Here is a 23,633-nt window from a genome sequence, read left to right as displayed (position 1 = left end):
GGGTCACCATGGGTGGGCGACCCCGGAGGAGGCGGTGATGGACTCATCGGCCCGTGGGAACCCGGTCACGGATGCGATCGACGGCGCGACCGGCGACTGGACGTTGTCGGGGGATGCGATGCGCTGGTCGCCCGAGCTGGCGGAGCGGATGCCGGCCACCGGTGAGCTCGGCGGGCTGGAGGCGGGCTCGGGTGTCGGGGCGGCGCTGGGCCTGGACGTGCAGGGGGTGCGGCGGCTGGTCTCGGGCGCGCTGGTGTCGCTGGGCGCGGTGGCCACCGACGTCGTCACCGAGCTGCGCCAGCTCACCCGCGGCGACGGGGACGACGACTCCGGACGGTGAGGCGCCGACCGGCCGCGCCCGCCGGTGGGGAACCCGGCGATCCGGCTCCCGGACCGGCCCTGTAGAACGGCTGTGAGCACGGCTGTGAGCACGGCCACCCACGAGGGAGTCGCATGAGCAACTCGTTGACACTGGCGCCCGCTCCGCGGTCCGAATCGGCGGAGCAGGTCCGGGCGGAGGTGCGCGAGTTCCTCGCCGCCGAGCTGGCCGCCGGGACCTTCCAGACGCACGTCGACACCTGGCTGTCCGGCGTCGACCCGGCGTTCTCCAGGAAGCTGGGCGAGCGCGGCTGGCTCGGGATGACCTGGCCGAAGAAGTACGGCGGGCACGAGCGCTCGGCGATGGAGCGCTACGCCGTCACCGAGGAGCTCCTGGCCGCCGGGGCGCCGGTCGCGGCGCACTGGATCGCCGACCGGCAGTCCGGGCCGAACCTGCTGACCTACGGCACCGAGAAGCAGCGCGAGGAGATCCTGCCGCGCATCGCCGCGGGCGAGTGCTTCTTCGTCATCGGGATGAGCGAGCCGGACTCCGGCTCGGACCTCGCCTCGATCCGCACGAAGGCCACCCGCAACGGCGACGGCGACTGGGTGGTCAACGGCGCGAAGGTGTGGACGTCGAACGCGCACCACTCGCACTACGGGATCGTGCTGGTGCGCACCTCGCCGGCGGACCCCGCCAGCCGGCACGCCGGCATGTCGCAGCTGCTGATCGACCTGTCGCTGCCGGGCATCACGATCAACCCGATCCGCATCCTCGACGGCGGCCACCACTTCAACGAGGTGGTGTTCGAGGACGTCGTCGTCCCCGGCGACATGCTCCTGGGCGACGAGGGCAACGGCTGGCACCAGGTGACGGCCGAGCTGGCGTTCGAGCGGTCGGGACCCGAGCGGTTCCTGTCGACATATCCCCTCGTCGCCGAGTTCGGGCGCCGGGTCGCCGAGACGGGAGATGCCGGGCAGCTGGCCGTGCTCGGCCGCCTCTCGGCGCGGCTGCTGGCGCTGCGGCAGATGTCGCTGCGGATCGCGGCGGCGCTGGACCGCGGGGAGCTGCCCAACATCCCGGCGGCGCTGGTCAAGGACGTGGGGACGACCTTCGAGGCGGACGTCATCGAGGAGATCCGGAAGGTCGTCGACGTGACCCCGTCGCTGGACTCGCCGGACCCGCTGGCCCGGGCGCTGGCGGAGGCGCAGCTGCACCAGCCGGGCTTCACGCTGCGCGGTGGGACCAACGAGATCCTTCGCGGGATCGTGGCTCGTGGATTGGGGCTGCGCTGATGTCCGACCAGGACCTGGTGATCGAGACCGTCAGGGACATCCTGAGCGGCTTCGAACCGTTCGTGCTGACGGCGGACCGGCGCTGGGACGCCGGGCTGTGGTCGACGCTGGCCGATGCCGGGCTGACCGGGGTCGGGCTGCCCGAGGAGGCCGGTGGCTCGGGTGGCGAGCTGGCCGACGCGGTGGCGATCGTGCGCACCCTCGCCGCCGGTGCCGCGGCGGTGCCGGTCGCCGAGCAGCTGCTGGTGGCGGGGCCGGCGCTGCTCGCCGCGGACCTCGAGCTGCCCTCGCCGGAGGAGCCGACGACCTTCGCGATCGCGGACTCGGTGACCGTCCACCCGGTCGACGACGGTGACGGGCCGGGGCGGTTCACGCTCAACGGCACGGTGACCGACGTGGCGTGGGCGGGAGCGGCGCGGCGCGTCGTCGTCCTGGCGCCGGCCCCGGCGGGGATCGAGGGTTCCGTGCTCGCGCTGGTCGATGCGTCGTCGCTGCCGGCGACCGACGCGTTCAACCTGGCCGGTGAGCCGCGCGGGTCGCTGGTGCTGGACCAGGTCGGGACCGCCGGTGCGCTGCTGACCGAGGTCCAGGCGCAGGAGCTCCGCGCCCGGTACGCGCTGGCGCGCGCGGTGCAGCTGGCGGCGGCGCTGGAGCAGGTGCTGGCGTGGACCGTGCAGTACGCGGGGGAGCGGCACCAGTTCGGCCGTCCGCTGGGCAAGTTCCAGGCCATCCAGATGGAGCTCGCGGAGATGGCCGGTGAGGTGACGGCGGTGACGGCGCTGACCGACGCCGCGGTGCAGTCGCTGGACCGGGGTGAGAACGTCGTGCTGGCCGCCGCGGCGGCGAAGGTGCGGGCCGGTGCCGCCGTCGAGGTGGTGGCGCGGCTGGCGCACCAGGTGCACGGGGCGATCGGGTTCACCCAGGAGCACAAGCTGCACCACCTCACCCGGCGGCTGTGGTCGTGGCGGGACGAGGCCGGCAGCGAGCTGGTGTGGTCGCGGGTGCTGGCGTCGGGGCTGCTGGCCGGTGGGCCGGACGAGTTCTGGCCGGCGCTCACCCGGGCGGTCTGAGCGGGTGTCCGCCGGGCGGGGCCCGCTGGCCGACGTCACCGTCCTGGACCTGACGTCCACCTTCCTCGGCCCCTACTGCGCCGAGCTGATGGCGCAGATGGGCGCCCGGGTGATCAAGGTGGAGCCGCCCGAGGGCGACATCATCCGGTACGTGGCCGACGACCGGCGCTCCGGCCTGGGCCCGGCCTTCCTCACCTTCAACCGGGGCAAGGAGTCCGTCGTCCTCGACCTGGCGACGGCGGCCGGCCGGGACGCCCTGGACCGGCTGGTCGGCACCGCCGACGTCTTCCTGCACAACATGCGCCCGGGCGCGATGCGCAAGCTGCGCATCGACCCGGGCACGGTGCGGGCCCGCAACCCGAGGCTGGTGTACTGCCATGCCGTCGGCTACGGCTCGGCCGGCCCGTACCGGGACGAGCCCGCCTACGACGACGTCGTCCAGGGCGTCTCGGGGATCGCGGCGGTGCAGGGCGGCGCGGGGGAGCCGCAGTACGTGAAGACGCAGGTGGTGGACAAGACCGTCGGCGTCATGGCGCTGGCCGCGATCCTCGCCGCGCTGCACGAGCGGGACGTCTCGGGCGAGGGCCAGGCGGTCGAGGTGCCGATGTTCGAGTCGATGGCGACGTTCCTGCTCATGGAGCAGCAGGGGCAGCGGGTCTACGCCGGGCGCACCGGCGGCACCGGGTACGCACGCACCGCCTCGCCCTACCGCAAGCCCTACCGCACCGCCGACGGCACGATCTCGGTGCTGCTCTACACCGACGGCCAGTGGCGCACCTTCTTCCGGCTGATCGACCGGCCGGACCTCGCGGACGATCCCGAGCTGCACAGCATCCGGGGGCGGACGAAGCGGATCGACGAGCTCTACGCGCTGGTCGAGGAGGCGGTCGCCCGGCGGACGACCGGCGAGTGGATCGAGCTGCTGCGCGCGCAGGCGATCCCCGCGATGCCGGTGCACACGATCGAGGACCTCTTCGCCGACGAGCACCTCGCGGCGGTGGGCCTGTTCGAGGACGTCGAGCACCCCACCGAGGGGCCGCTCGTGCACGCCCGCCTGCCGTGGACCTTCTCCCGCAGCGGTGCGCCGGACCTCCCGGGGGCCCCCGCGCTCGGGGAGCACTCCGACCCGGTGCTGCGCTCGGTGGGGCTGGACGACGACGCGATCCGGGCGGCGACCGGCCGGCCGCACCACCCCGCCGGCGAGCCGCACGCCGGCCCACCCGCCTGACCCGCGGCGCCTACGACGAGGCGGCCGCGCGGTCGGAGAGGACGAGCAGGACGGCGGCGGCCAGCACGCAGCCGGCGATCGCGGTGAACCCGGCGCCGTAGCCCACCGTCGTGATCAGCGCTCCCACGGCGACGGGCGCGACGACGCGGCCGAACTGGACCGCCAGCGCCTGCTGACCCGACACGGCTGCGAACACCGGCTGGGGCACGGACTGCCCCAGCAGGGCGGGCCGGGCGATGTTGAGGACGCCGAAGCCGACGCCGAAGAGCAGCACGAAGACCACGGTGGCCGCCGGCTGGGGCAGCAGGAAGAGCGCGGCGACGCCGACGGCCTGACCGAGGACCATCGCCGCCGTCACGTGGCCGATCCCCACCCGCGCGGCGAGCACCGTCAGGACGACCCGCCCGGTCACCGACAGCGCGCCCAGCCCGCCGGCCGCCACCGCGGCCAGCCCGGCGGGTGCGCCGGCCTCGAGCAGGTAGGCCACGAGGAACACGGCCACGGCCGCGTTGGCCACCATCTGCAGGGCGGCGGCCAGCGTCAGCCAGCGCACCGCGGGCCGCCGGTACGCGGCGCCCGGGCCGCGGTACGGCGACAGGTCGACGTCGGCCGCGGCCGGCGCGGGGGCGGGCGGTGCGTCGTCGTGCGCACGACCGTCGGGCAGCAGGCCCAGGTCGGCCGGCGACCGGCGCAGCACCAGCGCGTGCGGCAGCGCGCACGCCGCCACGGCGGCGGCGAGGACGACCAGCGCCGGCCGCCAGCCCACGCCCTCGATGAGGAGCTGGGAGGTGGGCAGGAAGATCGTCGAGGCGAACCCGGCGACCACCGTGAGCGTCAGCAGGGCACGCGGCCGGTCCCGCCGGAACCAGGTGTTGATGACCGCGTACGCCGGCTCGTACAGCACCGCGGCGCTGGCCACCCCGATGCCGGCGAACGCCAGGTACAGCTGCGGGAGGTCCTGCGCCTGGGACCACGCGAGCACCGAGGCGCCGCCCAGCAGGCTGCCGGTGGTCATCACCCATCGCGCACCCCACCGGTCCAGCCACCGCCCGACGACGACCGCGCCCAGCCCGCTCAGGGCGAGCGACAGCGTCAGCGCCCCCGAGAGCTGGGCGGTGGAGGCGTCCAGCTCCTCGCGCATCGGCACGAGGAAGACGGCGAAGGAGTAGTAGAGGACGCCGTAGGAGACCGTCTCGGTGACGGCGAGCGCCCAGACCATGCGCCAGCCGGGGAAGTCCCGGCGGCGGGTGACCGGCGCGGTGCGCCCGCCGCGGCTCAGCGCGGGCTCACTTCCGGCGGGCGATCTTGCCGGAGCCGGCCTGGTCGAGCGGGTAGACGAGGACGTCGGCGATCACCACGTGCGGCGGCTGGCCGGCCACCCAGGTGACGACGTCGGCGATGTCGGCGGCCGCCAGCGGCGTGACGCCCTCGTACACCGAGGCCGCGGCCGCCTTGTCGCCGTGGAAGCGCACCTCGGAGAACTCGGTCTCGACCATGCCCGGGTCGACCTGGCTGATCTTGACACCGCTGCCCAGCACGTCCATGCGCATGCCCCGGGTGATCCGCTCGACGGCGGCCTTGGTGGCGCAGTAGACGGCGCCGCCCGGGTAGACCTCGCGCCCGGCGTTCGACCCGATGTTGATGACGTGGCCCGAACCGCGCTCGACCATGCCGGGCAGCACGGCGCCCGAGACGTTCAGCAGCCCGCGGACGTTGGTGTCGAGCATCCGGTCCCAGTCGTCCGGGTCGTCCTCGTGCAGCGGCGTCTTCCCCAGGGCCAGGCCGGCGTTGTTGACCAGCACGTCGATCGGCGACCAGCCGTCGGGCAGCGAGCCGATCACCTCGGCGACCTGCGCCCGGTCGCGCACGTCGAGCGCCACCGGGAGGACGGCGTCCCCGTGCTCGGCCTGCAGCTCCTCGAGCCGGTCGGTGCGCCGGGCGGCGGCGATCACCCGCGCCCCCTGCGCGAGGAAGGCGGCGACGCAGGCGCGGCCGATGCCGCTGGAGGAGCCGGTGACGAGGACGACACGGGTGGTTGCCATGGGGCCTGCTTCCGTAGGAGGGGTGGGACGGTCACCGGCCGGGGTCGGCCGGGCGCGCTCCGGTGGCGGTCACCGGGGTGAGGTCGGCCTCGTGCACGTCGCCGTCGGGGTGGATCTCCAGGTAGGAGTTCCGCGACAGCGCGACGTGCCGGTGCATCGCCTCGGCCGCACGGGCAGCCTCGCCCGCGGCGATCAGCTCGGCCACCTGGCGGTGCTCGTGCCAGGCGCGCGGCGCGATGGAGGAGACCAGGGGGGCGAAGAACCAGCGGCTGCGGTGGGAGAGCTGCTCGCCGAACTGGAGCAGGAGGTGGTTGCGGGCGTGTACGAGCACCGCCCGGTGGAAGCTCGCCGTGTGCGCCGCCATCTCCTGGGAGGGCACTCCCCGCCGCCAGTCGGCGTCCGCGCGGTCGCAGATCCTCAGCAGCTCGGCGGCGTCCTCGGGGGTGCGGCGCACCGCGGCCAGGTGCGCCGCCTCGCGCTCGACCAGCTGGCGGGCCTCGAAGAACTCGTGGACCTGCTGCCGGGTGGGCTTGTTGACGAACGCGCCCTGCCGGGGGCGCAGCGTGATCCAGCCGTCCCGGTGCAGCCGCTGCAGCGCCTCGCGCACCGGCCCGCGGCTGACGCCGAGCTGCGCGGCGAGGCGCTCCTCGACGAGGTGGTCGCCGGGTGCCAGGGACCTGCTGATGAGCAGCTCCTGGAGGCGTTCGTACACGTGCTCGCGGAGGGGCAGGGCGGCGATGGGCAGTGCGTCGGACATCGGCCGGCCTCCACGCGACGCTCGGAAATGTCATCGTCCCGTGACACTGTAAACAGTAGACACTGCCGAATGTGAGCTGCTTCACTCCTGTGATCTCATCAACAGCATGTTGCTGACGCCCCCTCCGGCAGCGGGTGGGCCGGCATGCGGGAGGTCCCGCATCCGGTGCCCCGGCCACCGCCGGGTCGGCACCGACAGGAAGGCACACGATGCTCCCGACTCCCGGCCCCCACTCCGGCAAGCGGTCGCGGCTCCTCCTCTCCCTGGGGGCGGCGACCACGCTGGCACTCACGGCGTGCGGCGGCGACTCGGCCGACGACACGGCCTCCGGCGGCGGCGAGGGTGAGGCGCAGACGTTCAACGAGCAGCTCACCTTCGCCACCGGCGGCACCGGCGGCGTGTACTACCCCTACGGCGGTGGCATGGCCAACGTGCTGAGCTCGGAGATCCCCGGCCTGACGGTCACCGTCCAGGAGACGAACGCCTCCGTCGACAACATGAAGCTGCTCGAGACCGATCAGGCCCAGATGGCCCTGGCGCTCGGCGACGTCGTGTCCGACGCAGCGAACGGGGAGAACACCTTCACCGAGCCGCTGGACATCTGCTCGCTGGGCAACACGTACAACAACTTCGTCCACTTCTTCACGACCGCCGACACGGGGATCACCTCGATCGAGGACCTGGCGGGCAAGCGCGTCTCGCCCGGCGCCGTCGGCTCGGCCTCCGAGGTCACCGCCGACCGGATCATGGAGGCCGCCGGGATCGACCCGCAGGCCGACATCGAGCGGGTCCAGCTCGGCGTCGCCGAGACGGTGGCCGCCATCCAGGACGGCACGGTGGACGCCGGCGCCTGGTCCGGCGGCCTGCCCACCGGTGCGATCGTCGACCTGGCGAGCACCAGCGACCTGGTGCTCATCCCCACGGGCGAGTACGCCGACCCGCTCGCCGAGCAGTACGGCGACTTCTACTTCGCCGAGGACATCCCGGCCGGTACCTACGAGGGCCAGGACGAGGCGGTGCCCAACGTGGTGTCGCCGAACATCCTCGTCGTCCGCTCCGACATGGACGAGGCCCTCCAGGAGGAGATCACCCGCACGATCTTCGAGAACAAGGAGCAGCTGCTCACCGTGCACCCGGCGGCCGAGGAGCTGAACGCGGAGACCGCCGACGAGGTCGGGTTCATCGAGACCTGCCCCGGCGCGCAGGCCTACTTCGACTCGGTCGGCTGACCGGCGGCCCGACCCGTGCGCTGCCGGGTGCCGGAGAGCTCTCCGGCCCCGGCGACCCCGGGCCCTCCCGACGCCCGCTCGTGGCACGCCACCTCGTCCTCGCCGTCGTCGCGGTGCTCGTCACCGTGACGGCGGCGGGGGTCGCGGTCGCGGTCGCGACGGCCGAGGGCGGGCCCGTCGCGGTGGGGGACGGGACGCGGGCGGTCACCGTGCGCGCGCCCGACGGCGCGGAGATCGCCCGCGTCCCGCTGGACGGCGACACGTTCGCCGTCGGCTACCGCAACAGCATCTACCGGACGCTCGCCGAGGAGCGCTACCGTGTGCTCCCCGACGGCAGGTTCCAGCTGGTGGAACTGGCTGCGGAGCAGGTCGCGGTGCTCGAGGAGTACTACGCCGTGCCCGGCCCGCCCCGCCCCGCCCCACCCCGCGACCGCCTGGCGTACGTGGTCCCGCCCGACCCGGCCCGGCCGGCGGTCTTCGACGAGCTCAACATCGCCGCCACCGACCTGGGCGAGCGGACGCTCCACGTGCCCGGCGCCGAGCCGGTCCCGATCTGGCAGCTCGTCGTCACCGACGACCCCACCGTGATTCTCGACATCGAGGAGAACCGATGAATCTCCGACGACTCACGCATCGGCAGGCCGGGCCGGGGACGACCGCCGGGGCCACCCGCGTCGCCGACGACCCGCCGGGCGACGTCCCCGGCGCACCTCCGTCGAGCCCGGGTGCCGAGCGCGGGGACGAGGACGCCTCCACCATCGACAAGAGCCTGAACCGGCGTCGCGACGTCGACGACGAGGCCATCGACGAGGAGGCGCTGCTCGCCGAGTTCGAAGCGGAGAAGCCGGCGCGCCACCTCACCGGGATCCCCGGCCACGTGGTGGCGGTCGTGGGTGTCGGGCTGTCCGCCTTCGCCCTGTACTGGGTGTTCAACCCGATGCCGCGGCAGGTCTACCTGCCCTTGTTCCTCAGCATCGGGCTCTTCCTGACGTTCCTGACCTACCGCGGCTGGGGCCGGTCGGACAAGGACAAGCTCAAGGGCAGGGCCGACCACCCCAACGTCCTCGACTGGCTGCTGGCGTTCGTGTCGCTGGTGCCGGGCCTCTACATGGTCTACGACTGGCAGGGCTTCTTCCGCCGGGCGATCACCCCGACCGACATGGACCTCGTCGTCGGCACCCTGCTGGTGGTCCTGATCCTGGAAGCCGCGCGCCGCACCGTCGGTCTGCTGGTGCCGCTCGTGGTGCTCGGCTTCCTGGCCATGGCCTACTTCGGCTCGGCGATGCCGAGCCCGTTCACGACCGCCGACTTCCAGTGGACGCGGCTCATCGGCCACAACGTGATGGGCACCCAGGGGATCTTCGGCGTACCGCTGGAGGTCGCCGCGACCTACATCATCCTGTTCACCATCTACGGCGCCGTCCTGGCGGCCTCCGGTGCCACGAAGTTCTTCATCGACCTGTCCTTCGCCGCCTTCGGTCAGTCGAAGGCCGGTCCGGGCCGCACCGTCACGCTCTCGGGCTTCCTGCTCGGCACGGTGTCGGGCTCGGGCGTCGCGACGACGGTGACCCTCGGTGGCTTCGGCTGGCCGCTGCTGCGCAAGGCCGGCTACCCGGCGGAGGCCGGTGGCGGTGTGCTCGCCGCGGCCGGCATCGGCGCGATCATGTCGCCCCCGACGCTGGGTGCCGCGGCGTTCATCATCGCCGAGCTGCTCAACGTCTCCTACCTCGAGGTGCTGATCTGGGCGACGATCCCGACGATCCTGTACTACCTCGGCATCGTCCTCGCGATCGAGTTCGACGCCCGCCGGCACGGCACGCACCAGGTCGAGGTGGAGGAGAAGTCGGCGTGGCGGCTGCTGCTCCGGTTCGGGTACCACTTCAGCTCGCTGGCCGCGATCGTCTTCTTCCTCGCCCTGGGTTACACGCCCTTCCGCGCCGTCGTGTACGCCACGGTCCTGGCCTTCCTGCTGAGCTGGCTGGACCGCGAGCACTGGATGACGCCGAAGCGGGTCTGGCACGCGCTCGGCCAGGGCGCGGTCGGTGCCCTCTCGGTCATCCCGGTCATGGCCGTCGCCGGCATCATCGTCGGCGTCATGACCCTCACCGGTCTGGCGCTGCGGCTGGCCGGCATCATCGTCGACTTCTCCGGCGGCAGCCTGGTGCTCACCGCGCTGTTCTCGGCGATCGTGGTGATCCTGCTCGGCCTGGCGGTGCCGGTCACGGCGAGCTTCATCATCTCCTTCGTGATCATCTCGCCGGCGCTGCAGCAGGTCGGCGTCGAGCCGTTCGCGGCGGCGATGTTCATCTTCTACTACGCGGTGCTCAGCGAGGTCTCGCCGCCGACGGCCCTCTCGCCGTTCGCGGCCGCGGCGATCACCGGCGGCAAACCGGTGCCCACGATGTGGCTGACGTGGAAGTACACGCTGCCGGCGTTCCTGGTCCCGTTCATCTTCGTGCTCTCGCCCAACGGCGTCGGCCTGCTCTTCGAGGGCGGCGCGAGCACGGTCGCCATCGCGTTCGTCGCGTCCTCGCTCGCGGTCGGTGCGCTCGCGGTGGTCACCGGCAAGTGGCTCATCGGGCCGGCCGGCTGGCCGGAGCGGGTGTTCTTCCTGGGCGCGGCGATCGCGCTGCTGGTCATGGAGCCGCTGTGGATCGCCGTCGGCCTGGCGTGCGGCGTGCTCGGCACCGCGGTGCACCTCGTGATGCGCCGGCGTGCGGGCGACGACGTCGCCGGCAAGGTCAAGGGGATGGTCCCCGGGGGCGGCGGCGGAACCGACGGCGACGCCACGCCCCCGAGCGGCACCACGGCCGGCGCGACCGCGTCGGGCACCGACCGTCCCGGGGAGCGCTGAGGTGGGAGCCCCCGGGCGGGTGGCGTCGTGATCTCCGGGGTCGCCGACCTGCACGTCCACGGCGCGCCGAGCCTGGTGGAGCGGCACGGCTTCGACCACGAGGTCGTCGGCGCGCACGGGTCGGTCGGTGTCGACCTGGCCGTGCTCAAGGCGCACGAGGGCTCGACCGTCGAGCGGGCGGTGTTCGCCGCCCAGCGCGGGGAGGCGGCCGGCGTCGAGGTGTACGGCGGCATCGTGCTCAACTCACCGGTCGGGGGCGCCAACCCGGACGCGGTCGAGGTGGCGGCACGGCTGGGCGGCCGGGTGGTGTGGATGCCGACGGTGTCGGCGCCGGCGCACATCGCCTCGCCGTCCAGCCCGGCCCGGTCGGTCCACCGGGGCATGGTGTTCCGGCAGGTCGACGTCGTCGACGACGCCGGTGCGCTGCTGCCCGCGTGGCAGGACGTGCTCGACGTCGTCGCCGCCCACGACCTCGTGCTGGCCTCGGGCCACCTCACCTGCGCGCAGGCCCTGGCACTGTTCCGCGCGGCGAAGGCGGCGGGGGTGACCCGGATGCTGTTCAACCACCCCCGGATGCCGTTCCTCGAGTGGGACGACGACGCGGCGCCGGAGCTGGCCCGGCTCGGGGTGGTGCTGGAGCTCGGCATCCTGCCCGACATCCTGACCACCGACGGCCCGCCCTCGACGACGCTCGGCGAGGTGTACCCCCACGACATGCTTGCCTTCGGCGGCGACCTCGGGCACGCGCACCACCCGACGATGGAGCAGGCGCTGCCGGGCTGGCTGGCCGGCCTGGAGCGGTCGGTGGGGGAGGCCGACGCCGAGCTCATCCTGACCACGGTCGGGCGACGGCTGGTGCGGCGGTGATCAGGATCGCGCTGCTGCCGGGGGACGGCGTCGGCGCGGAGGTGCTCGACGGGCCGACCCGGCTGCTGCACCGGCTGGCCGAGCGGGGCCTGGTGGAGGTCACCGGGCCGTGGCCGGTCGGGGCGAAGGCCGCGGCCGTCACCGGCGAGGTGCTGCCCGACGAGACGCTCGCCGCCTGCGACGACGCGGACGCGATCCTGCTCGGCGCGGTGGGGGAGGACCCCGCCGTCCCGCCCGAGGTCTGCCCGCGACCCGAGGTCGCGCTGCACCGGCTCAGGGCCCGCTACGACCTGCGCATCTCGGTGCGCGACATCCCGCTCGGCGAGGACGGCGAGCTCACCGTCGTCCGCAACCTCATCGGCGGCTCCTACGGCACCGGGCCGGCCGACCGCACGTACTCCGAGGGCGGCGGCGAGGCCGCGGACGTGCTGCGGCTGACCCCCGGGCGCATCAGCGAGGTGGTCGAGCTCGGCATCGACCGGCTGCTGCAGCGGGGTGGCGGCCGGCTGGTGTCGGTGGACAAGGCGAACCTCTACGCCACCGGTCGGCTCTGGCGGCAGGTCGCCACAGAGGTCGCCGGCCGCCGCGGCGTCCCCGTCGAGCACCGCTACGTCGACCGCGCCGCCTTCGAGCTGGGTTCGGGCGCGGAGGTGCCCGCGGTGATCGTCACCGAGGGGCTGCTCGGCGACATCCTCAGCGATCTCGCCGCCGGCCGGGCCGGCTCGCCGGCGCTGTGCGGGTCGGCGTCGATCCACCCCGGCCCGCCGGCGCACGGACGCTGCCAGGGGTTGTTCGAACCGGCGCACGGCTCGGCGCCGCGAAGGGCCGGCCTCCGCCAGGTCGATCCGCTCGGCGGCTTCCTCGCCCTGGTCGCGCTGCTCCGGCACTTCGACACGACCCGGGCGCTGGGCGACCGGCTGCGCGCGGCCACGCACACCGTGCTGCGGCACGGCCCCTGGACCTACGACCTCGCCCCGGCCGGCGTCGCGCCGGCCTCCACCGACGAGGTCGCCGATGCCGTGCTCGCCGCGTTCGACGCGACCGCACCCGGCGGCGCGGGCGGGACGGCGGGAGGGGTCTCGGAGCCGGACGTCCGGGTGCCGGCCGAGGTGCTGGAGGCCTGGACGGTCGAGGTCCTGGAGTCCGTCGGCGTCCGCCCGGCGCACGCCCGGGAGGTGGCGCACGTGCTCGGCTACGCCGACCTCTCGGGCATCGACTCGCACGGCATCGCCCGGCTGCCCGCCTACGTGACCATGATCGGCACCGGGGCCATCGCCGCGGACGGCGAGCCGGTGGTGCACTCCGACGGCGGGGCCGTCGCGCTCGTCGACGGGCAGGGGCTGCTCGGCCACCCGGTCACGGCGCTGGCGCTGGACGAGGCGGTGGCGCGGGCGCGGCGGTACGGCGTCGGCTGGGTCAACGTGCGTCGCAGCAGCCACCACGGGGCGAGCGGCTCCTACGTCCACGACGTCGCGACCCAGGGCCTGCTCGGGCTGGTGGCCACGAACACCGGTCCCATCGTCGCCCCCACGGGCACCGGGCGGCCGTACTTCGGCACCAACCCGCTGGCTCTCGGGGTGCCGGTGGACGGCGAGGACCCGATGGTCTTCGACATGGCCACCTCCGCGGTGGCCGGCGGCAAGTTCGAGATCGCGCTGCGGCAGGGGCTGCCCGTGCCCCTGGGCTGGGGGCTGACCGCCGAGGGCCGGCCGACGACCGACCCCGCGGCGGTCTTCCCGGGCAAGGGCGCCCTGCTGCCGCTGGGCAGCGACCGCGAGCGCTCCAGCCACAAGGGCTACGGCCTGGGCCTGCTGGTGGAGGTGCTCACCGCGGTGCTCGCCGGCGGCCCCCTCGGCCCGGAGGTCGGGAACCTCACCTTCCGGTCCGAGCCCCGGCCGCCGGGCACCAGCCACCTCGTCGTCGTGCTCGACCCGGCGCGGCTGGGTGACCCCGTCCGCATGCGGGGCGAGATGCGGCGGATGCTGGCCCAGCTGCGGGCGCTGCTCCCCGTCGACGAGGAGCTGCCGGTGCGGACGCCGGGCCAGCGCGCCGCCGCCGAGCGCGCGCGTCGCCGGGCGGACGGCGTGCCGCTGGACCGGGAGACGCACGCGGCGCTGGTCGCCGTCGGCGACCAGCTGGGCCGGCCCCTGGGGGCCGCCGCCCGTGGCTGAGGGGACCGACGCCGCCCCCACCGGGCCGGCGGCACCCGCCGCCGTCCCGGTCGCCTCCGGTCGCGCCGTGGTGCAGGGCGTCTCGGTCTCGGTGCTCGGCGTGCTGCCGGCCTTCCTCGTCGGCGCCCTCGCGGTGCAGATCCGGGCCGACCTCGGGGTGGGTCTCGGCGTCTTCGGCCTGGCCGCCGCCACCCTCTTCGCCGTCTCCGGGTCCCTGGCCCGGCCGGGTGGCCGGCTGGTGCAGCGGCTGGGCTCCCGCCGGGGCACCGCGCTGGCGGCGCTGCTGTCCATCGCCTCGCTCAGCGTGATCGCGCTCGCCCAGTCAGCGGCCTGGCTGATGGTCGGGCTGGCGATCGGCGGCCTCGGCAACGCCGTCGCCCAGCCCTCGGCCAACCTCGGCATCTCCGAGCTGGTCACCGAGGCACGGCTGGGGCTGGCGTTCGGGATCAAGCAGTCCTCGATCCCGGCGGCGACGCTGCTCGGCGGGCTGGCCGTGCCCGGGATCGCGCTGGTGCTGGGCTGGCGCTGGGCGGTGCTCGCCGCGATCGGCCTGGCGCTCGGGCTGCTGCTGTGGGCGGTCGGCACCGGCCGGGACGCCCGGTCCCGGGCCCCCGCGACCGCGGACCGCGGACCGGACAAGGGCATCCCCCGCCGGGGGCTGGTCGTGCTCACCGTGGGCGGGTTCCTCGGCTCGGCGGCGGCGACCTCCACCGGGGTGTTCCTCGTCGACTCCGCCGTCGCCGCCGGCCTCCGCCCGGGCGCCGCGGGCCTGCTGTTCGCCGCCTGCTCGGTGGTCGGCCTCGGCGCCCGGGTGTGGTTCGGATGGCTCGCCGACCGGTACCCCGACCGCAGCCGCTACCTGTTCATCGCCAACCTGATGGCCGGTGGTTCGGTCGCCTACCTGCTGCTGGCCACCGGCGCCACGCCGCTGTTCGTCGCCGGGTCCTTCGGCGCCTACCTGCTCGGCTGGGCCTGGACCGGGTTGTTCCACTTCGCGGTGATCCGCGACAACCGGACGGCGGCGGCCTCGGTGACCGGCTTCGTGCAGACCGGTCTGTCCCTCGGCGCGGCGAGCGGGCCGCTGCTGTTCGGCGTCGTGGCGCAGGCCTTCTCCTACCGCGCGGCGTGGTCCACCGCCGCGGTGCTGAGCCTGGCGGCGGCGCTGACGGTCCGCTCGGCCCGCCGCACCGTCCGCCGGTCCCGGGGCCTGCCGGTGACGTCGCTGCGGCACCCGTGGCGGCCGGCGGCCGTGCCCGACCTGCACTCCCCGACCTGACCGGCGCACCCGGCCCGGACCCCCTCCGGCGCCCCGCGCACCACGAGAGGAGCACCCCGATGAGCACCTGCCGGCTGCACCCGCCGGGTCCCCGGCCCGATCCCGCGCTGCTGGCCCGGGCCCGGGCGCTGCCCACCAGCATCCTGTCCGACAGCATGGAGCGCGCCCAGGGTGCGACGGGTCTGCACTGGGTGCCGGGCGCCTCCTGGCCGCGCGTCGCCGGGCCGGCGTTCACCGTGCGCACGCGCCCGGGCGACAACCTCGTGGTCCACCGCGCCCTGGACCTCGCCGAGCCGGGCGACGTGCTCGTCGTCGACGGCGGTGGTGCCCTGGACCGGGCGGTGCTGGGCGAGATCATGGCGCGCTACGCCGCCGCGCGCGGTCTGGCGGCGCTGGTGGTGGACGGCGCCGTCCGCGATCGCGAGGGGCTGGCAGAGGGCCCCGTGCCGGTGTTCGCGCGGGGGATCAACCACCTCGGGCCGTACAAGGACGGCCCGGGGGAGCTCCGCGGCCCGGTGCAGGCCGGTGGCGCGGTGGTGCGCTGCGGCGACCTGGTCGTCGGTGACGGCGACGGCGTGGTGGTCGTGCCGCACGAGCGCGCCGCGGAGGTGGTCGGGGCCGGGGAGGAGCGGCTGGCCGCCGAGGAGGAGATGTTCCGGCAGATCGCCGCGGGCACCCTGGACCGCTCCTGGGTGACCGCGGCGCTGACCGAGTCCCCGGCCGGCGAGCGGGCCGCGCGGTGAGCCCGCGCTGGGGGCTGATCGGGTTCGGCGAGGCGGGCCGGGTGATCGGCGCGGCGGTCGCCGCCGCGGGCGCCGACCTGCTGGTGCACGACCGGGTCCTGCTGGACCCCGCCCGCGGGCCGGCGGCGCGCGCGGCGATCGAGCGGACCGGTGCCCGCGCGGCCGGAGACCTCGCCGCCTTCGCCGACCGGGACGTCGTGCTGTCGCTGGTCACGCCGGCGACGGCGGTGGCGGCGGCGGTGGAGTGCGCCGTCGGCACGCGCCCCGACCTGCTCTACGTCGACCTGAACTCCACCGCGCCGGGCGACAAGCGGGCCGTCGCCGAGGCCCTCGGCGGCGACCGGGTGGTCGACGGCGTGATGACCGGCGGCGGCATCCGGCTCGACGGCGCGGCCATCCCGATCTCGCTCGCCGGCCCGCAGGCGGCCCGGGCGGCGGAGCTGCTGCGCGGGGTGGGGCTGAAGGCCGGCGTCGTCGGCGGCGAGGTGGGGGCCGCCGCGGCGCTGAAGATGCTGCGCAGCGTCGTCGTCAAGGGCATGGAGGGGCTCTGGGTGGAGGCGCTGCTGGCCGCGCGGGAGCTGGACGTCGTCGAGCCGCTGATCGCCATGGTCGAGGAGACGCTGGACCGCTACCCCACCCGGGACTTCGCCACGATGCTCGTGACCACCCACGTCGGGCACGCCGGGCGGCGCCAGGTCGAGGTGCGGATGGCCCGGGACACCGTCGCCGGGAGCGGGGTACCGCCGCTGCTCTCGAGCGGGCTGCTGGCCCGGCACGAGCTGACCGCGCGCGGCCTGGCGGCGGCCGGTCACGAGCCCGGCGAGGTGCCGCAGTCGCTGGCCGAGGCCCTCGACGTCCTGAGGCGGCTGCCCAGCGACCCGATGGGGTGAAGCTACTCAGCCGTGGCGGGCCTGACGGCGCAGCCGCTGGGCCGCCACGAGCTGCGGCCGGTCGTGCACGAGCATGCGCCGGCCCTGGACGACCACCGCGCCCGCGACCACCGAGACGGCCGCGGTGGCGTACCAGGCGACCGCGTAGGAGGTGGAGGTGACGACGACGCCGAACGCCAGCGGCCCGAGCGCCGCCCCGGCGCCCATCCCGCCCTGGGTGATGGAGGTGGCGCGGGCGGCCATGCCCGGGTGCATGCGGGTCACCGAGTAGGTGGAGAGCCCCGCCCAGGCCCAGCCGGTGCAGTAGCCGATCACCGCGCCCGCGGCCACCAGGACCTCGACGCCGGTGCCCAGCAGGGCGTAGGCGAGCCCGCCGATCGACATCTGCGCGGCGACGACCAGCAGCCACCGCGTGCGCACCCGGTCGGCCAGCCAGCCGAACGCCACCCGCGCCGCCGCGCCGGCGCCGCTGGCCACCGCGGCGAGCACCCCCGCGGTCGCCGGGGCGATGCCGGAGTCGACGGCGGTGGCGACGAAGAAGGACCCGAGCGCGTTGCCCGTGGCCGCGCCCAGCATGAGCCCGACGGCGAGCACGACGAGGGCGGCCCGGTGGAACGGGCCGGCCGCCTCCGAGGTCTGGGCGGCGTCCCGGGCCGGCAGCCGCGCGCCCCCGGGGACGCCGAGCAGCACCAGCACGGCCAGCACGCTGCCGATCACGAAGGCGGTGCGCCAGCCCAGCGGGATGGCGACGAGCGGGACGGCGACCCCGGCGAGCATGGTCGCCAGCGGGATCGCCGCCTGCTTGGTGCCGTAGGCGAGGCCGTGGCGGCCCGGGGTCACCGCCCGGGCGATCAGGTCGTTGCTCGCCGGCTGGCCGACGCCGTTGCCCCAGCCGGCGACCAGCAGCGCCCCGACCAGGACGGCGGTGTGCTGCGCGGCCAGGGCGACGGCGAGCATCGACAGGCCGCCCACGAGGGCGGAGAGCCGGACCACCGGCGAGGTGCCGAAGCGGCGCACCACGACGCCGGCGGTGAGCGCCGAGACCGCCGAGACGAGGAAGAAGCAGGCCACCAGGACGCCGAGGAGGGAGGGGCCGAACTCCAGCTCCTCGCGGATCTGCACCCACAGCACGCCGACCATGTAGATCGGCAGCACCCCGACCGTCGTCACGGTCACCGCGGCGACCGCGGCCGCGGTCGAGCTCGCCGGGCCGCGGCCCCGCCGCCCGCGCACGGCGGTCAGGCCCACCGCGCCGCGCTCACGCGTCGGAGCGGTCGAGGAGGTCGTCGACGATGTGCTCGGCGATGGCCAGGGACGACGTGGCGGCCGGGGAGGGCGCGTTGCGCACGGCGACGACCGCGCCGGTGCGGGTGATGCGGAAGTCGTCGACCAGGCTGCCGTCGAGCTCGAGGGCCTGGGCGCGGATCCCCGCGTCGGCGGGCACCAGGTCGGCCGCCGTCAGCGCGGGCACGTAGCGCTGGGCGGCGCGGGTGAAGGCCCGCTTGCTCAGCGAGCCGTACATCTCCGCGACCCCGGTGCGCCAGTGCTGCCGGGCGAACCGGCGGAAGCCGGCGTAGCGAGCGGTCTCGGCCAGCTCCCGCAGGTTGACGTCGCGACGGCGGTAGCCCTCGCGCGCCAGCGCCAGGACGGCGTTGGGGCCGACCAGGACCTCGCCGTCGAACCGCGGGGTCAGGTGCACCCCGAGGAAGGGGTACCGCGGGTCGGGCACCGGGTACACGAGGCCGTTGACCAGCTCGCGCTTGCCGGGGACGAGGGCGAAGTACTCCCCGCGGAAGGGGACGATGCGCGGGGCCGCCCCGTCTCCGGCCAGTTGCGCCAGCCGGTCGACCTGCAGCCCGGCGCAGAGGACGACCCGGTCGACGACGAGCTCCTCGCCGGTGCTCCCGCGGACGACGACCTCCTCGGCGGGGCCGCCCGTGGTGTGCCGCAGGTCGGTGACGGCGAAGCCGGTGCGGATCGTCGCCCCCCGGGCGGTGGCGTCGGCGGCCAGCTGCCGGGTGATGCCCGCGTAGTCGACGATCGCGGTGCTGGGGGAGTGCAGGCCGCCGAGGCCGGTGACGTTCGGCTCGAGCTCGGCCAGCTCGTCCCGGCCGATGATGCGGATGCCGGGGACCCCGTTGGCGCGGGCCCGTTCGGCGATCGCGCCCAGCCGGTGCCGCTCGGCGTCGTCGAGGGCGACGAGGACCTTGCCGATCTCGTCGTAGCCCAGGTCGTGCTCGGCGCAGAACTCCTTGAGCAGCGCCACGCCGCGGCGGCAGAGGACCGCCTTGAGCGACCCGGGTTCGTAGTAGAGGCCGGCGTGCACGACGCCGCTGTTGCGCCCGGTCTGGTGGGCCGCTAGGCGGTCCTCCTTCTCCAGGACGCTGACCTGCGCGTCGGGGCGCAGCTGGAGGAGCCGCCGGGCCACCGCCGTCCCGATGATGCCGCCGCCGACGACGGCGAAGCGAGCCGCGGACATGGATCCTCCGATCTGGGTCCACCCGGTGGGACCCGCCCTGAGCATCGCCCGAGGAACCGTTACGGTGACCGTGTGATGTCGATCACCGAGTGTTCCAGCCCGTCGCAGGGCGCGTCCGCGCGGGGTGCCCGGCGATGACCTCCCTGCAGGGGGTCCTGCCCATCACCCTCACCCCGTTCACCGACGACGGTGCGGTCGACGAGGGGAGCATCGACACCCTGGTCGAGGACTACCTCGGCGCCGGGGCCCACGGCCTCACCATCCTCGGGATCATGGGCGAGGCCGCCAAGCTCCTCGACGAGGAGCGGGAGCGGGTGCTCCGCCGCTACGTCGGGGCGACCGCCGGCCGGGTGCCGGTCGTCGCCGGGGTGTCGGCCCGCGCGACGCACATGGCGCTGGACTACGCGCGGCGGGCCGAGGACGCCGGTGCCGCGGCGGTCATGCTCGCGCCCCCGGACGGCACGAAGAACCTCGACCTGGTGTTCGAGCACTTCCGCCGGGTGGCCGAGGCGGTCTCGGTGCCGGTGGTCGTGCAGGACGAGCCGGTGAACACAGGCGTCACCATGCCGGCCCCCTTCCTGGTGCGGCTGCTCGACGAGATCGAGGGGTGCCGGTACCTCAAGCTCGAGGAGACGCCGACGCTGCCGAAGATCACCGCGGTGCGGAAGTCGGTCACCTCGCCGGTGGGCATCTTCGGCGGCCTCGGCGGGGTGTACCTGTACGAGGAGCTGCTGCGCGGGGCCGACGGGATCATGACCGGTTTCGGCTTTCCGCAGGTCCTCGTGGGCACCTACGAGAAGTTCGTGGCCGGTGAGCGCGCGGAGGCCCAGCAGTACTTCTTCCGGCACCTGCCGCTGATCCGCTACGAGGCCCAGCTGGGCGTCGGCGGGGTCACCATCCGCAAGCAGGTGTTCGCCCGGCGCGGCGCGATCAGCTCGCCGCACGCCCGCTTCCCGGCACCGCCGGTCGACGACGTGACCCTCGCCGAGCTCGACGACCTGATCGCGGCCGTCGGTCTCTGACCGGCGACCACCCGAGAGACGGGACACCCCTGTGCGACTCACCTCCCTGCGGATCGACGGCGCCGAACCGGCGGCGCTGGTCCGGCCCTCCGGCGCCGTGCTCCTCACGGCCGTGAACGAAGCCCTGGGCACCACCTGGCCGGGCACGGTGCAGGAGCTGCTGGAGCAGGGCCAGGTGGAGCCGCTGCGGGAGTGGGTGGGCGGGGCCCCGGCGGGGCTGCTCGACGACCTGGCGATCCCGCAGGAGCAGCTGGCGTACGCGCCGCTCTACCGGAGGCCCCGCAAGATCTGGGGGATCGGGCTGAACTACGTCGAGCACGCGGCGGACCTGTCCGAGAAGGCCCCGTCGACGGAGCCGGCGTCGTTCATGAAGCCGGACACCGCGATCATCGGGCCCGGCGACGTGATCCGGATCCCGCCGCAGTCGCAGCGGACCACGGCCGAGGGGGAGCTCGGCGTCGTCATCGGCCGCGAGTGCAAGGACGTCGACGAGGCCGACGCGCCGGGCGTCGTCGCCGGGTTCACCACGGTCGTCGACATGACCGCCGAGGACATCCTCGAGAAGAACCCGCGGTACCTCACCCGGTCGAAGAGCTTCGACACCTTCTTCAGCTTCGGCCCGGAGCTGGTCACCGTGGACGAGGTCGCCGACGTCGACGCGCTCGAGGTCGCCACGATCCACAACGGGCAGGTGCACCGCCGCAACGTCGTCTCCAACATGACCTTCCGGCCGTGGTGGCTGGTGGCCTTCCACTCGCGCGTCATGACCCTGCTGCCCGGCGACGTCATCTCGACCGGCACCCCCGGCGCCGTGCACATCCGGCCCGGCGACACCGCCGGCGTCTCGATCGCGGGCTTCCGCGACCTCTCGAACCCTGTGGAGTGAACCGATGGACCTGCAGCTGACCGGTCGTACCGCGCTCGTGACCGCGGCGAGCAAGGGGCTGGGGCGGGCGACCGCCACCCAGCTGGCCGCCGAGGGTGCTCGGGTGATGATCTCCAGCCGGGGCGAGGAGCAGCTGGCGCGCACCGCGGCCGAGATCGCCGAGGCGACCGGGGCGCAGGTCGAGCACTGCCCGGCCGACGTCGCGGACCCTGCCGACGTCGAGCGGCTGCTGGCCGAGACGCGGGACCGCCTCGGGGGCGTGGACGTGCTGGTCGCCAACGCCGGTGGCCCCCCGCCGGGCGGGTTCGACGCGGTCGACGACGCGAAGTGGTACCAGGCGCACGACCTGAACCTCATGAGCACGGTGCGCCTGATCCGCGGCGTGCTGCCGCACATGCGCGAGCAGAGCTGGGGCCGCATCGCCGTCGTCACGTCGTCGTCGATCAAGCAGCCGATCGAGAACCTGCTGCTGTCCAACACCTACCGGGTCGCCGTCGTGGGCCTGGCCAAGTCGCTGGCCATCGAGTTCGCGGGTGAGGGCGTGCTGGTCAACACCGTCGGTCCGGGGCGCATCGCCACCGACCGGGTCGCCTCGCTGGACGCCGCCCGGGCGGAGAAGACCGGCCTCTCGATCGAGGAGGTGCGGGCGCAGTCGGAGAAGACCATCCCGCTGGGCCGCTACGGGGAGGCGGAGGAGTTCGGCCGGGTGGCGGCGTTCCTCGTCTCCGGCGCGAACACCTACCTGACCGGGCAGAACCTGCTCGTCGACGGCGGCCTGGTCAAGGCCATCTGATGCGCATCGCCCGCTACGAGACCGCTCCCGGCGGCGCCGCCTCCTACGCCGTCGTCGAGGGCGACGGCGACGACGCCGTGCTGCACGCCCTCGAGGGGCTGCCCTACGACGGGGTGCGCCGGACCGGCGAGCAGCTGCGGCTGGCGGAGGCGCGGCTGCTCGCGCCGGTGGAGCCGAGCAAGGTCGTCGCGTTCGGGCGGAACTACGCCGAGCACGCGAAGGAGCTCGGCAACGAGGTCCCCGAGGTGCCGATCGTCTTCCTCAAGCCGTCCACCTCGGTCGTCGGCCCGGACGCCGAGGTCGAGTACCCGGCGCTCACCTCCGACCTGCACTACGAGGGCGAGCTCGCGGTCGTCATCGGCCGGCGCTGCAAGGCGGTGGCGGCCGGGGAGGTCGCCGCCGTGGTGTTCGGCTACACGGTGGCCAACGACCTCACGATGCGCGACGTCCAGAAGCGCGAGGGGCAGTGGACCCGTGGCAAGGGCTTCGACGGTGCCTGCCCGCTGGGGCCGTGGGTGGAGACCGACCTCGACCCCTCCGCGCTGGCGCTGCGGTCCACCGTCAACGGCGAGGTCCGCCAGGACGGCACGACCGCGGACATGCTGCGCGACGTCGCCGAGTGCGTCTCGTGGGTGAGCCAGGCGATGACGCTGCTGCCCGGCGACGTGGTGCTGACCGGCACGCCGGCCGGGGTCGGGTCGCTGCAGCGGGGGGACGACATCGCGGTGACCATCGAGGGCATCGGCACGCTGGCCACCCGCATCACCGGCTGAACCGAGCGCTCAACGGGAGGTGGCGAGCACCCACCCGCGGGTCGAGCCGCTTCGCGCGACGTCGAGCCGCGTCCGCACGCGGCTCAACGGTGGATGGAGCGGCTCGACGTGGCCCGGGGCCGACCGGGACGAGGGGAGTTCAGCGGGTCGTGGCCAGCCCCAGCGACTGCGCCCACAGCCGGGTGAGCGTCTCCACCAGGCGCTCCTCCTCGAAGTCCCCCCCGAGCACGAGCCAGTAGTGCACCAGGCCGTTGACCATGGCGACGAGGGCGTGGGCGCTGTACTCCGCGTCCAGGTCGGCGGCGACGAGGCCGTCGGCCTGGTAGCGCTCGATGCTGTGCCGGACCCGGCCGACCATCCGCTCGCGGGCCGCCTGCCGCACCGCGCGCACCTCGGGGTCGAAGGTGGTGACCTGCTCGAACAGCGCCATGAGGGCGGTGTTCTCCCGGTACATCGCGACGAACCGGCGGTTGGCCCGCTCGATCGCGGCGACGGGGTCCGCGGGGCGGTCACGGATGCCGCCGTCGGCCGCGCCGCTGCCGGCCTCCGCCCCGCTGCCGAGGGAGGCGTAGAGGTCGTCCATGGTGGCGGCGACCAGGGCCCGGAACACGTCGGTCTTGGACCGGAAGTAGGTGTAGAAGCTGCCGTGCGCGACGCCGGCCGCGGCGGAGATGTCGGTGACGCGGGCGTCGAGGAAGCCGTCCCGCTCGAAGACCTGACGGGCGGCGGCGAGCAGCCGGACCCGCATGGCGCGGCCGCGCTCGGTGGCCGGCGCCGCCGGGGTCGCGCCGGGGGAGGCCGGGATCGCGCCCGGCCCGGCGGAGCCGGGGTGCTGCACCAGGGGCCTCCCTCCCGTAACGCCCGGGGCGCTGTTGACACTGACGTCGGTGTCAACTTAGCTGGTCCTGCCCACCCCGTCGCCCGCCCGAAAGGCGGATC

The 23,633-nt window shown here is 74.6% G+C and carries 22 protein-coding genes; 16 read left to right on the top strand and 6 right to left on the bottom strand.

The genetic code is table 11. The features are described from left to right. Positions 1-37: 37 nt before the first annotated feature. From ACI79P_RS05010 to ACI79P_RS04995, 4 genes are all read left to right on the top strand, one after another. Entirely contained in the window at positions 38-340 is a 303-nt protein-coding gene (locus ACI79P_RS05010; protein WP_456579926.1) for a hypothetical protein, read from the top strand. Positions 341-453: 113 nt separating this feature from the next. Continuing rightward, positions 454-1,614, top strand: coding sequence for an acyl-CoA dehydrogenase family protein (locus ACI79P_RS05005; RefSeq protein WP_456579925.1), 1,161 nt, complete (start codon positions 454-456; stop codon positions 1,612-1,614). Further along, the gene (locus tag ACI79P_RS05000; protein WP_456579924.1) at positions 1,614-2,684 is read left to right on the top strand and encodes an acyl-CoA dehydrogenase family protein; all 1,071 of its coding nucleotides are present in this window, start codon (positions 1,614-1,616) and stop codon (positions 2,682-2,684) included. The genes ACI79P_RS05005 and ACI79P_RS05000 overlap by 1 nt, the downstream gene beginning before the upstream one ends. Before the next feature lie 4 nt (positions 2,685-2,688). Next, the gene (locus tag ACI79P_RS04995) at positions 2,689-3,912 is read left to right on the top strand and encodes a CaiB/BaiF CoA transferase family protein (RefSeq protein WP_456579923.1); all 1,224 of its coding nucleotides are present in this window, start codon (positions 2,689-2,691) and stop codon (positions 3,910-3,912) included. 10 nt (positions 3,913-3,922) lie between these two features. On the opposite strand, the gene ACI79P_RS04990 is transcribed toward ACI79P_RS04995, so the two are convergent. The 3 genes from ACI79P_RS04990 to ACI79P_RS04980 form a co-directional block, all read right to left on the bottom strand. Continuing rightward, a complete protein-coding gene (locus tag ACI79P_RS04990; protein ID WP_456579922.1) occupies positions 3,923-5,131 on the bottom strand; it encodes an MFS transporter in 1,209 nt (402 codons plus the stop codon). A gap of 67 nt (positions 5,132-5,198) precedes the next feature. Further along, positions 5,199-5,954 (bottom strand): SDR family NAD(P)-dependent oxidoreductase, encoded by a 756-nt coding sequence (locus tag ACI79P_RS04985; protein ID WP_456579921.1) that lies wholly within the window; start codon positions 5,952-5,954, stop codon positions 5,199-5,201. Positions 5,955-5,985: 31 nt separating this feature from the next. Then, positions 5,986-6,711, bottom strand: coding sequence for a GntR family transcriptional regulator (locus tag ACI79P_RS04980; protein WP_456579920.1), 726 nt, complete (start codon positions 6,709-6,711; stop codon positions 5,986-5,988). Positions 6,712-6,920: 209 nt separating this feature from the next. On the opposite strand from ACI79P_RS04980, the gene ACI79P_RS04975 reads away from it, so the two are divergent. The 8 genes from ACI79P_RS04975 (at position 6,921) to ACI79P_RS04940 (ending at position 16,741) form a co-directional block, all read left to right on the top strand. After that, positions 6,921-7,940 (top strand): TAXI family TRAP transporter solute-binding subunit, encoded by a 1,020-nt coding sequence (locus tag ACI79P_RS04975; RefSeq protein WP_456579919.1) that lies wholly within the window; start codon positions 6,921-6,923, stop codon positions 7,938-7,940. Between the two features lie 80 nt (positions 7,941-8,020). After that, positions 8,021-8,554 (top strand): hypothetical protein, encoded by a 534-nt coding sequence (locus ACI79P_RS04970; RefSeq protein WP_456579918.1) that lies wholly within the window; start codon positions 8,021-8,023, stop codon positions 8,552-8,554. Then, on the top strand, positions 8,551-10,794 hold the full coding sequence (locus ACI79P_RS04965; protein WP_456579917.1) for a TRAP transporter permease: 2,244 nt from the start codon (positions 8,551-8,553) through the stop codon (positions 10,792-10,794). Before ACI79P_RS04970 ends, ACI79P_RS04965 begins: the two co-directional genes overlap by 4 nt. Positions 10,795-10,821: 27 nt before the next feature. Next, positions 10,822-11,661, top strand: coding sequence for a DUF6282 family protein (locus tag ACI79P_RS04960; protein ID WP_456579916.1), 840 nt, complete (start codon positions 10,822-10,824; stop codon positions 11,659-11,661). Further along, positions 11,658-13,832, top strand: coding sequence for an Ldh family oxidoreductase (locus ACI79P_RS04955; protein WP_456579915.1), 2,175 nt, complete (start codon positions 11,658-11,660; stop codon positions 13,830-13,832). Before ACI79P_RS04960 ends, ACI79P_RS04955 begins: the two co-directional genes overlap by 4 nt. Continuing rightward, on the top strand, positions 13,825-15,108 hold the full coding sequence (locus tag ACI79P_RS04950; protein ID WP_456579914.1) for an MFS transporter: 1,284 nt from the start codon (positions 13,825-13,827) through the stop codon (positions 15,106-15,108). The genes ACI79P_RS04955 and ACI79P_RS04950 overlap by 8 nt, the downstream gene beginning before the upstream one ends. Before the next feature lie 59 nt (positions 15,109-15,167). Then, the gene (locus tag ACI79P_RS04945; protein WP_456579913.1) at positions 15,168-15,851 is read left to right on the top strand and encodes an RraA family protein; all 684 of its coding nucleotides are present in this window, start codon (positions 15,168-15,170) and stop codon (positions 15,849-15,851) included. After that, positions 15,848-16,741 (top strand): DUF1932 domain-containing protein, encoded by an 894-nt coding sequence (locus tag ACI79P_RS04940; RefSeq protein ID WP_456579912.1) that lies wholly within the window; start codon positions 15,848-15,850, stop codon positions 16,739-16,741. The genes ACI79P_RS04945 and ACI79P_RS04940 overlap by 4 nt, the downstream gene beginning before the upstream one ends. Before the next feature lie 6 nt (positions 16,742-16,747). Here the strand turns inward: ACI79P_RS04940 and ACI79P_RS04935 are convergent, their stop codons facing one another. Both ACI79P_RS04935 and lhgO read right to left on the bottom strand, forming a co-directional pair. Further along, complete coding sequence (locus ACI79P_RS04935) at positions 16,748-17,989, bottom strand: MFS transporter (protein ID WP_456579911.1); 1,242 nt, start codon at positions 17,987-17,989, stop codon at positions 16,748-16,750. A 10-nt stretch (positions 17,990-17,999) separates the two neighbouring features. After that, positions 18,000-19,220 carry an L-2-hydroxyglutarate oxidase gene (gene lhgO, locus ACI79P_RS04930; protein WP_456579910.1) on the bottom strand — a complete coding sequence of 407 codons (1,221 nt, stop codon included), beginning with the start codon at positions 19,218-19,220 and terminating at the stop codon, positions 18,000-18,002. Positions 19,221-19,354: 134 nt separating this feature from the next. Here lhgO and ACI79P_RS04925 point away from each other — a divergent pair, with 134 nt between their 5' ends. From ACI79P_RS04925 to ACI79P_RS04910, 4 genes are read left to right on the top strand one after another with little or no spacing between them, the layout of a single operon-like run. Then, on the top strand, positions 19,355-20,242 hold the full coding sequence (locus tag ACI79P_RS04925; protein WP_456579909.1) for a dihydrodipicolinate synthase family protein: 888 nt from the start codon (positions 19,355-19,357) through the stop codon (positions 20,240-20,242). Between the two features lie 31 nt (positions 20,243-20,273). Next, a complete protein-coding gene (locus ACI79P_RS04920; RefSeq protein WP_456579908.1) occupies positions 20,274-21,128 on the top strand; it encodes a fumarylacetoacetate hydrolase family protein in 855 nt (284 codons plus the stop codon). A gap of 4 nt (positions 21,129-21,132) precedes the next feature. After that, the gene (locus ACI79P_RS04915) at positions 21,133-21,921 is read left to right on the top strand and encodes an SDR family oxidoreductase (protein ID WP_456579907.1); all 789 of its coding nucleotides are present in this window, start codon (positions 21,133-21,135) and stop codon (positions 21,919-21,921) included. Continuing rightward, positions 21,921-22,694: a fumarylacetoacetate hydrolase family protein gene (locus tag ACI79P_RS04910; protein WP_456579906.1), complete on the top strand. Its 774-nt coding sequence runs from the start codon at positions 21,921-21,923 to the stop codon at positions 22,692-22,694. The genes ACI79P_RS04915 and ACI79P_RS04910 overlap by 1 nt, the downstream gene beginning before the upstream one ends. 139 nt (positions 22,695-22,833) lie before the next feature. Here ACI79P_RS04910 and ACI79P_RS04905 read toward each other — a convergent pair whose 3' ends face one another. Beyond that, entirely contained in the window at positions 22,834-23,532 is a 699-nt protein-coding gene (locus ACI79P_RS04905; protein ID WP_456579905.1) for a TetR/AcrR family transcriptional regulator, read from the bottom strand. Positions 23,533-23,633: the final 101 nt, after the last annotated feature.

This window comes from Blastococcus sp. SYSU DS0510, from assembly GCF_054050835.1.
This window is presented reverse-complemented; position numbering and strand designations above follow the sequence as displayed.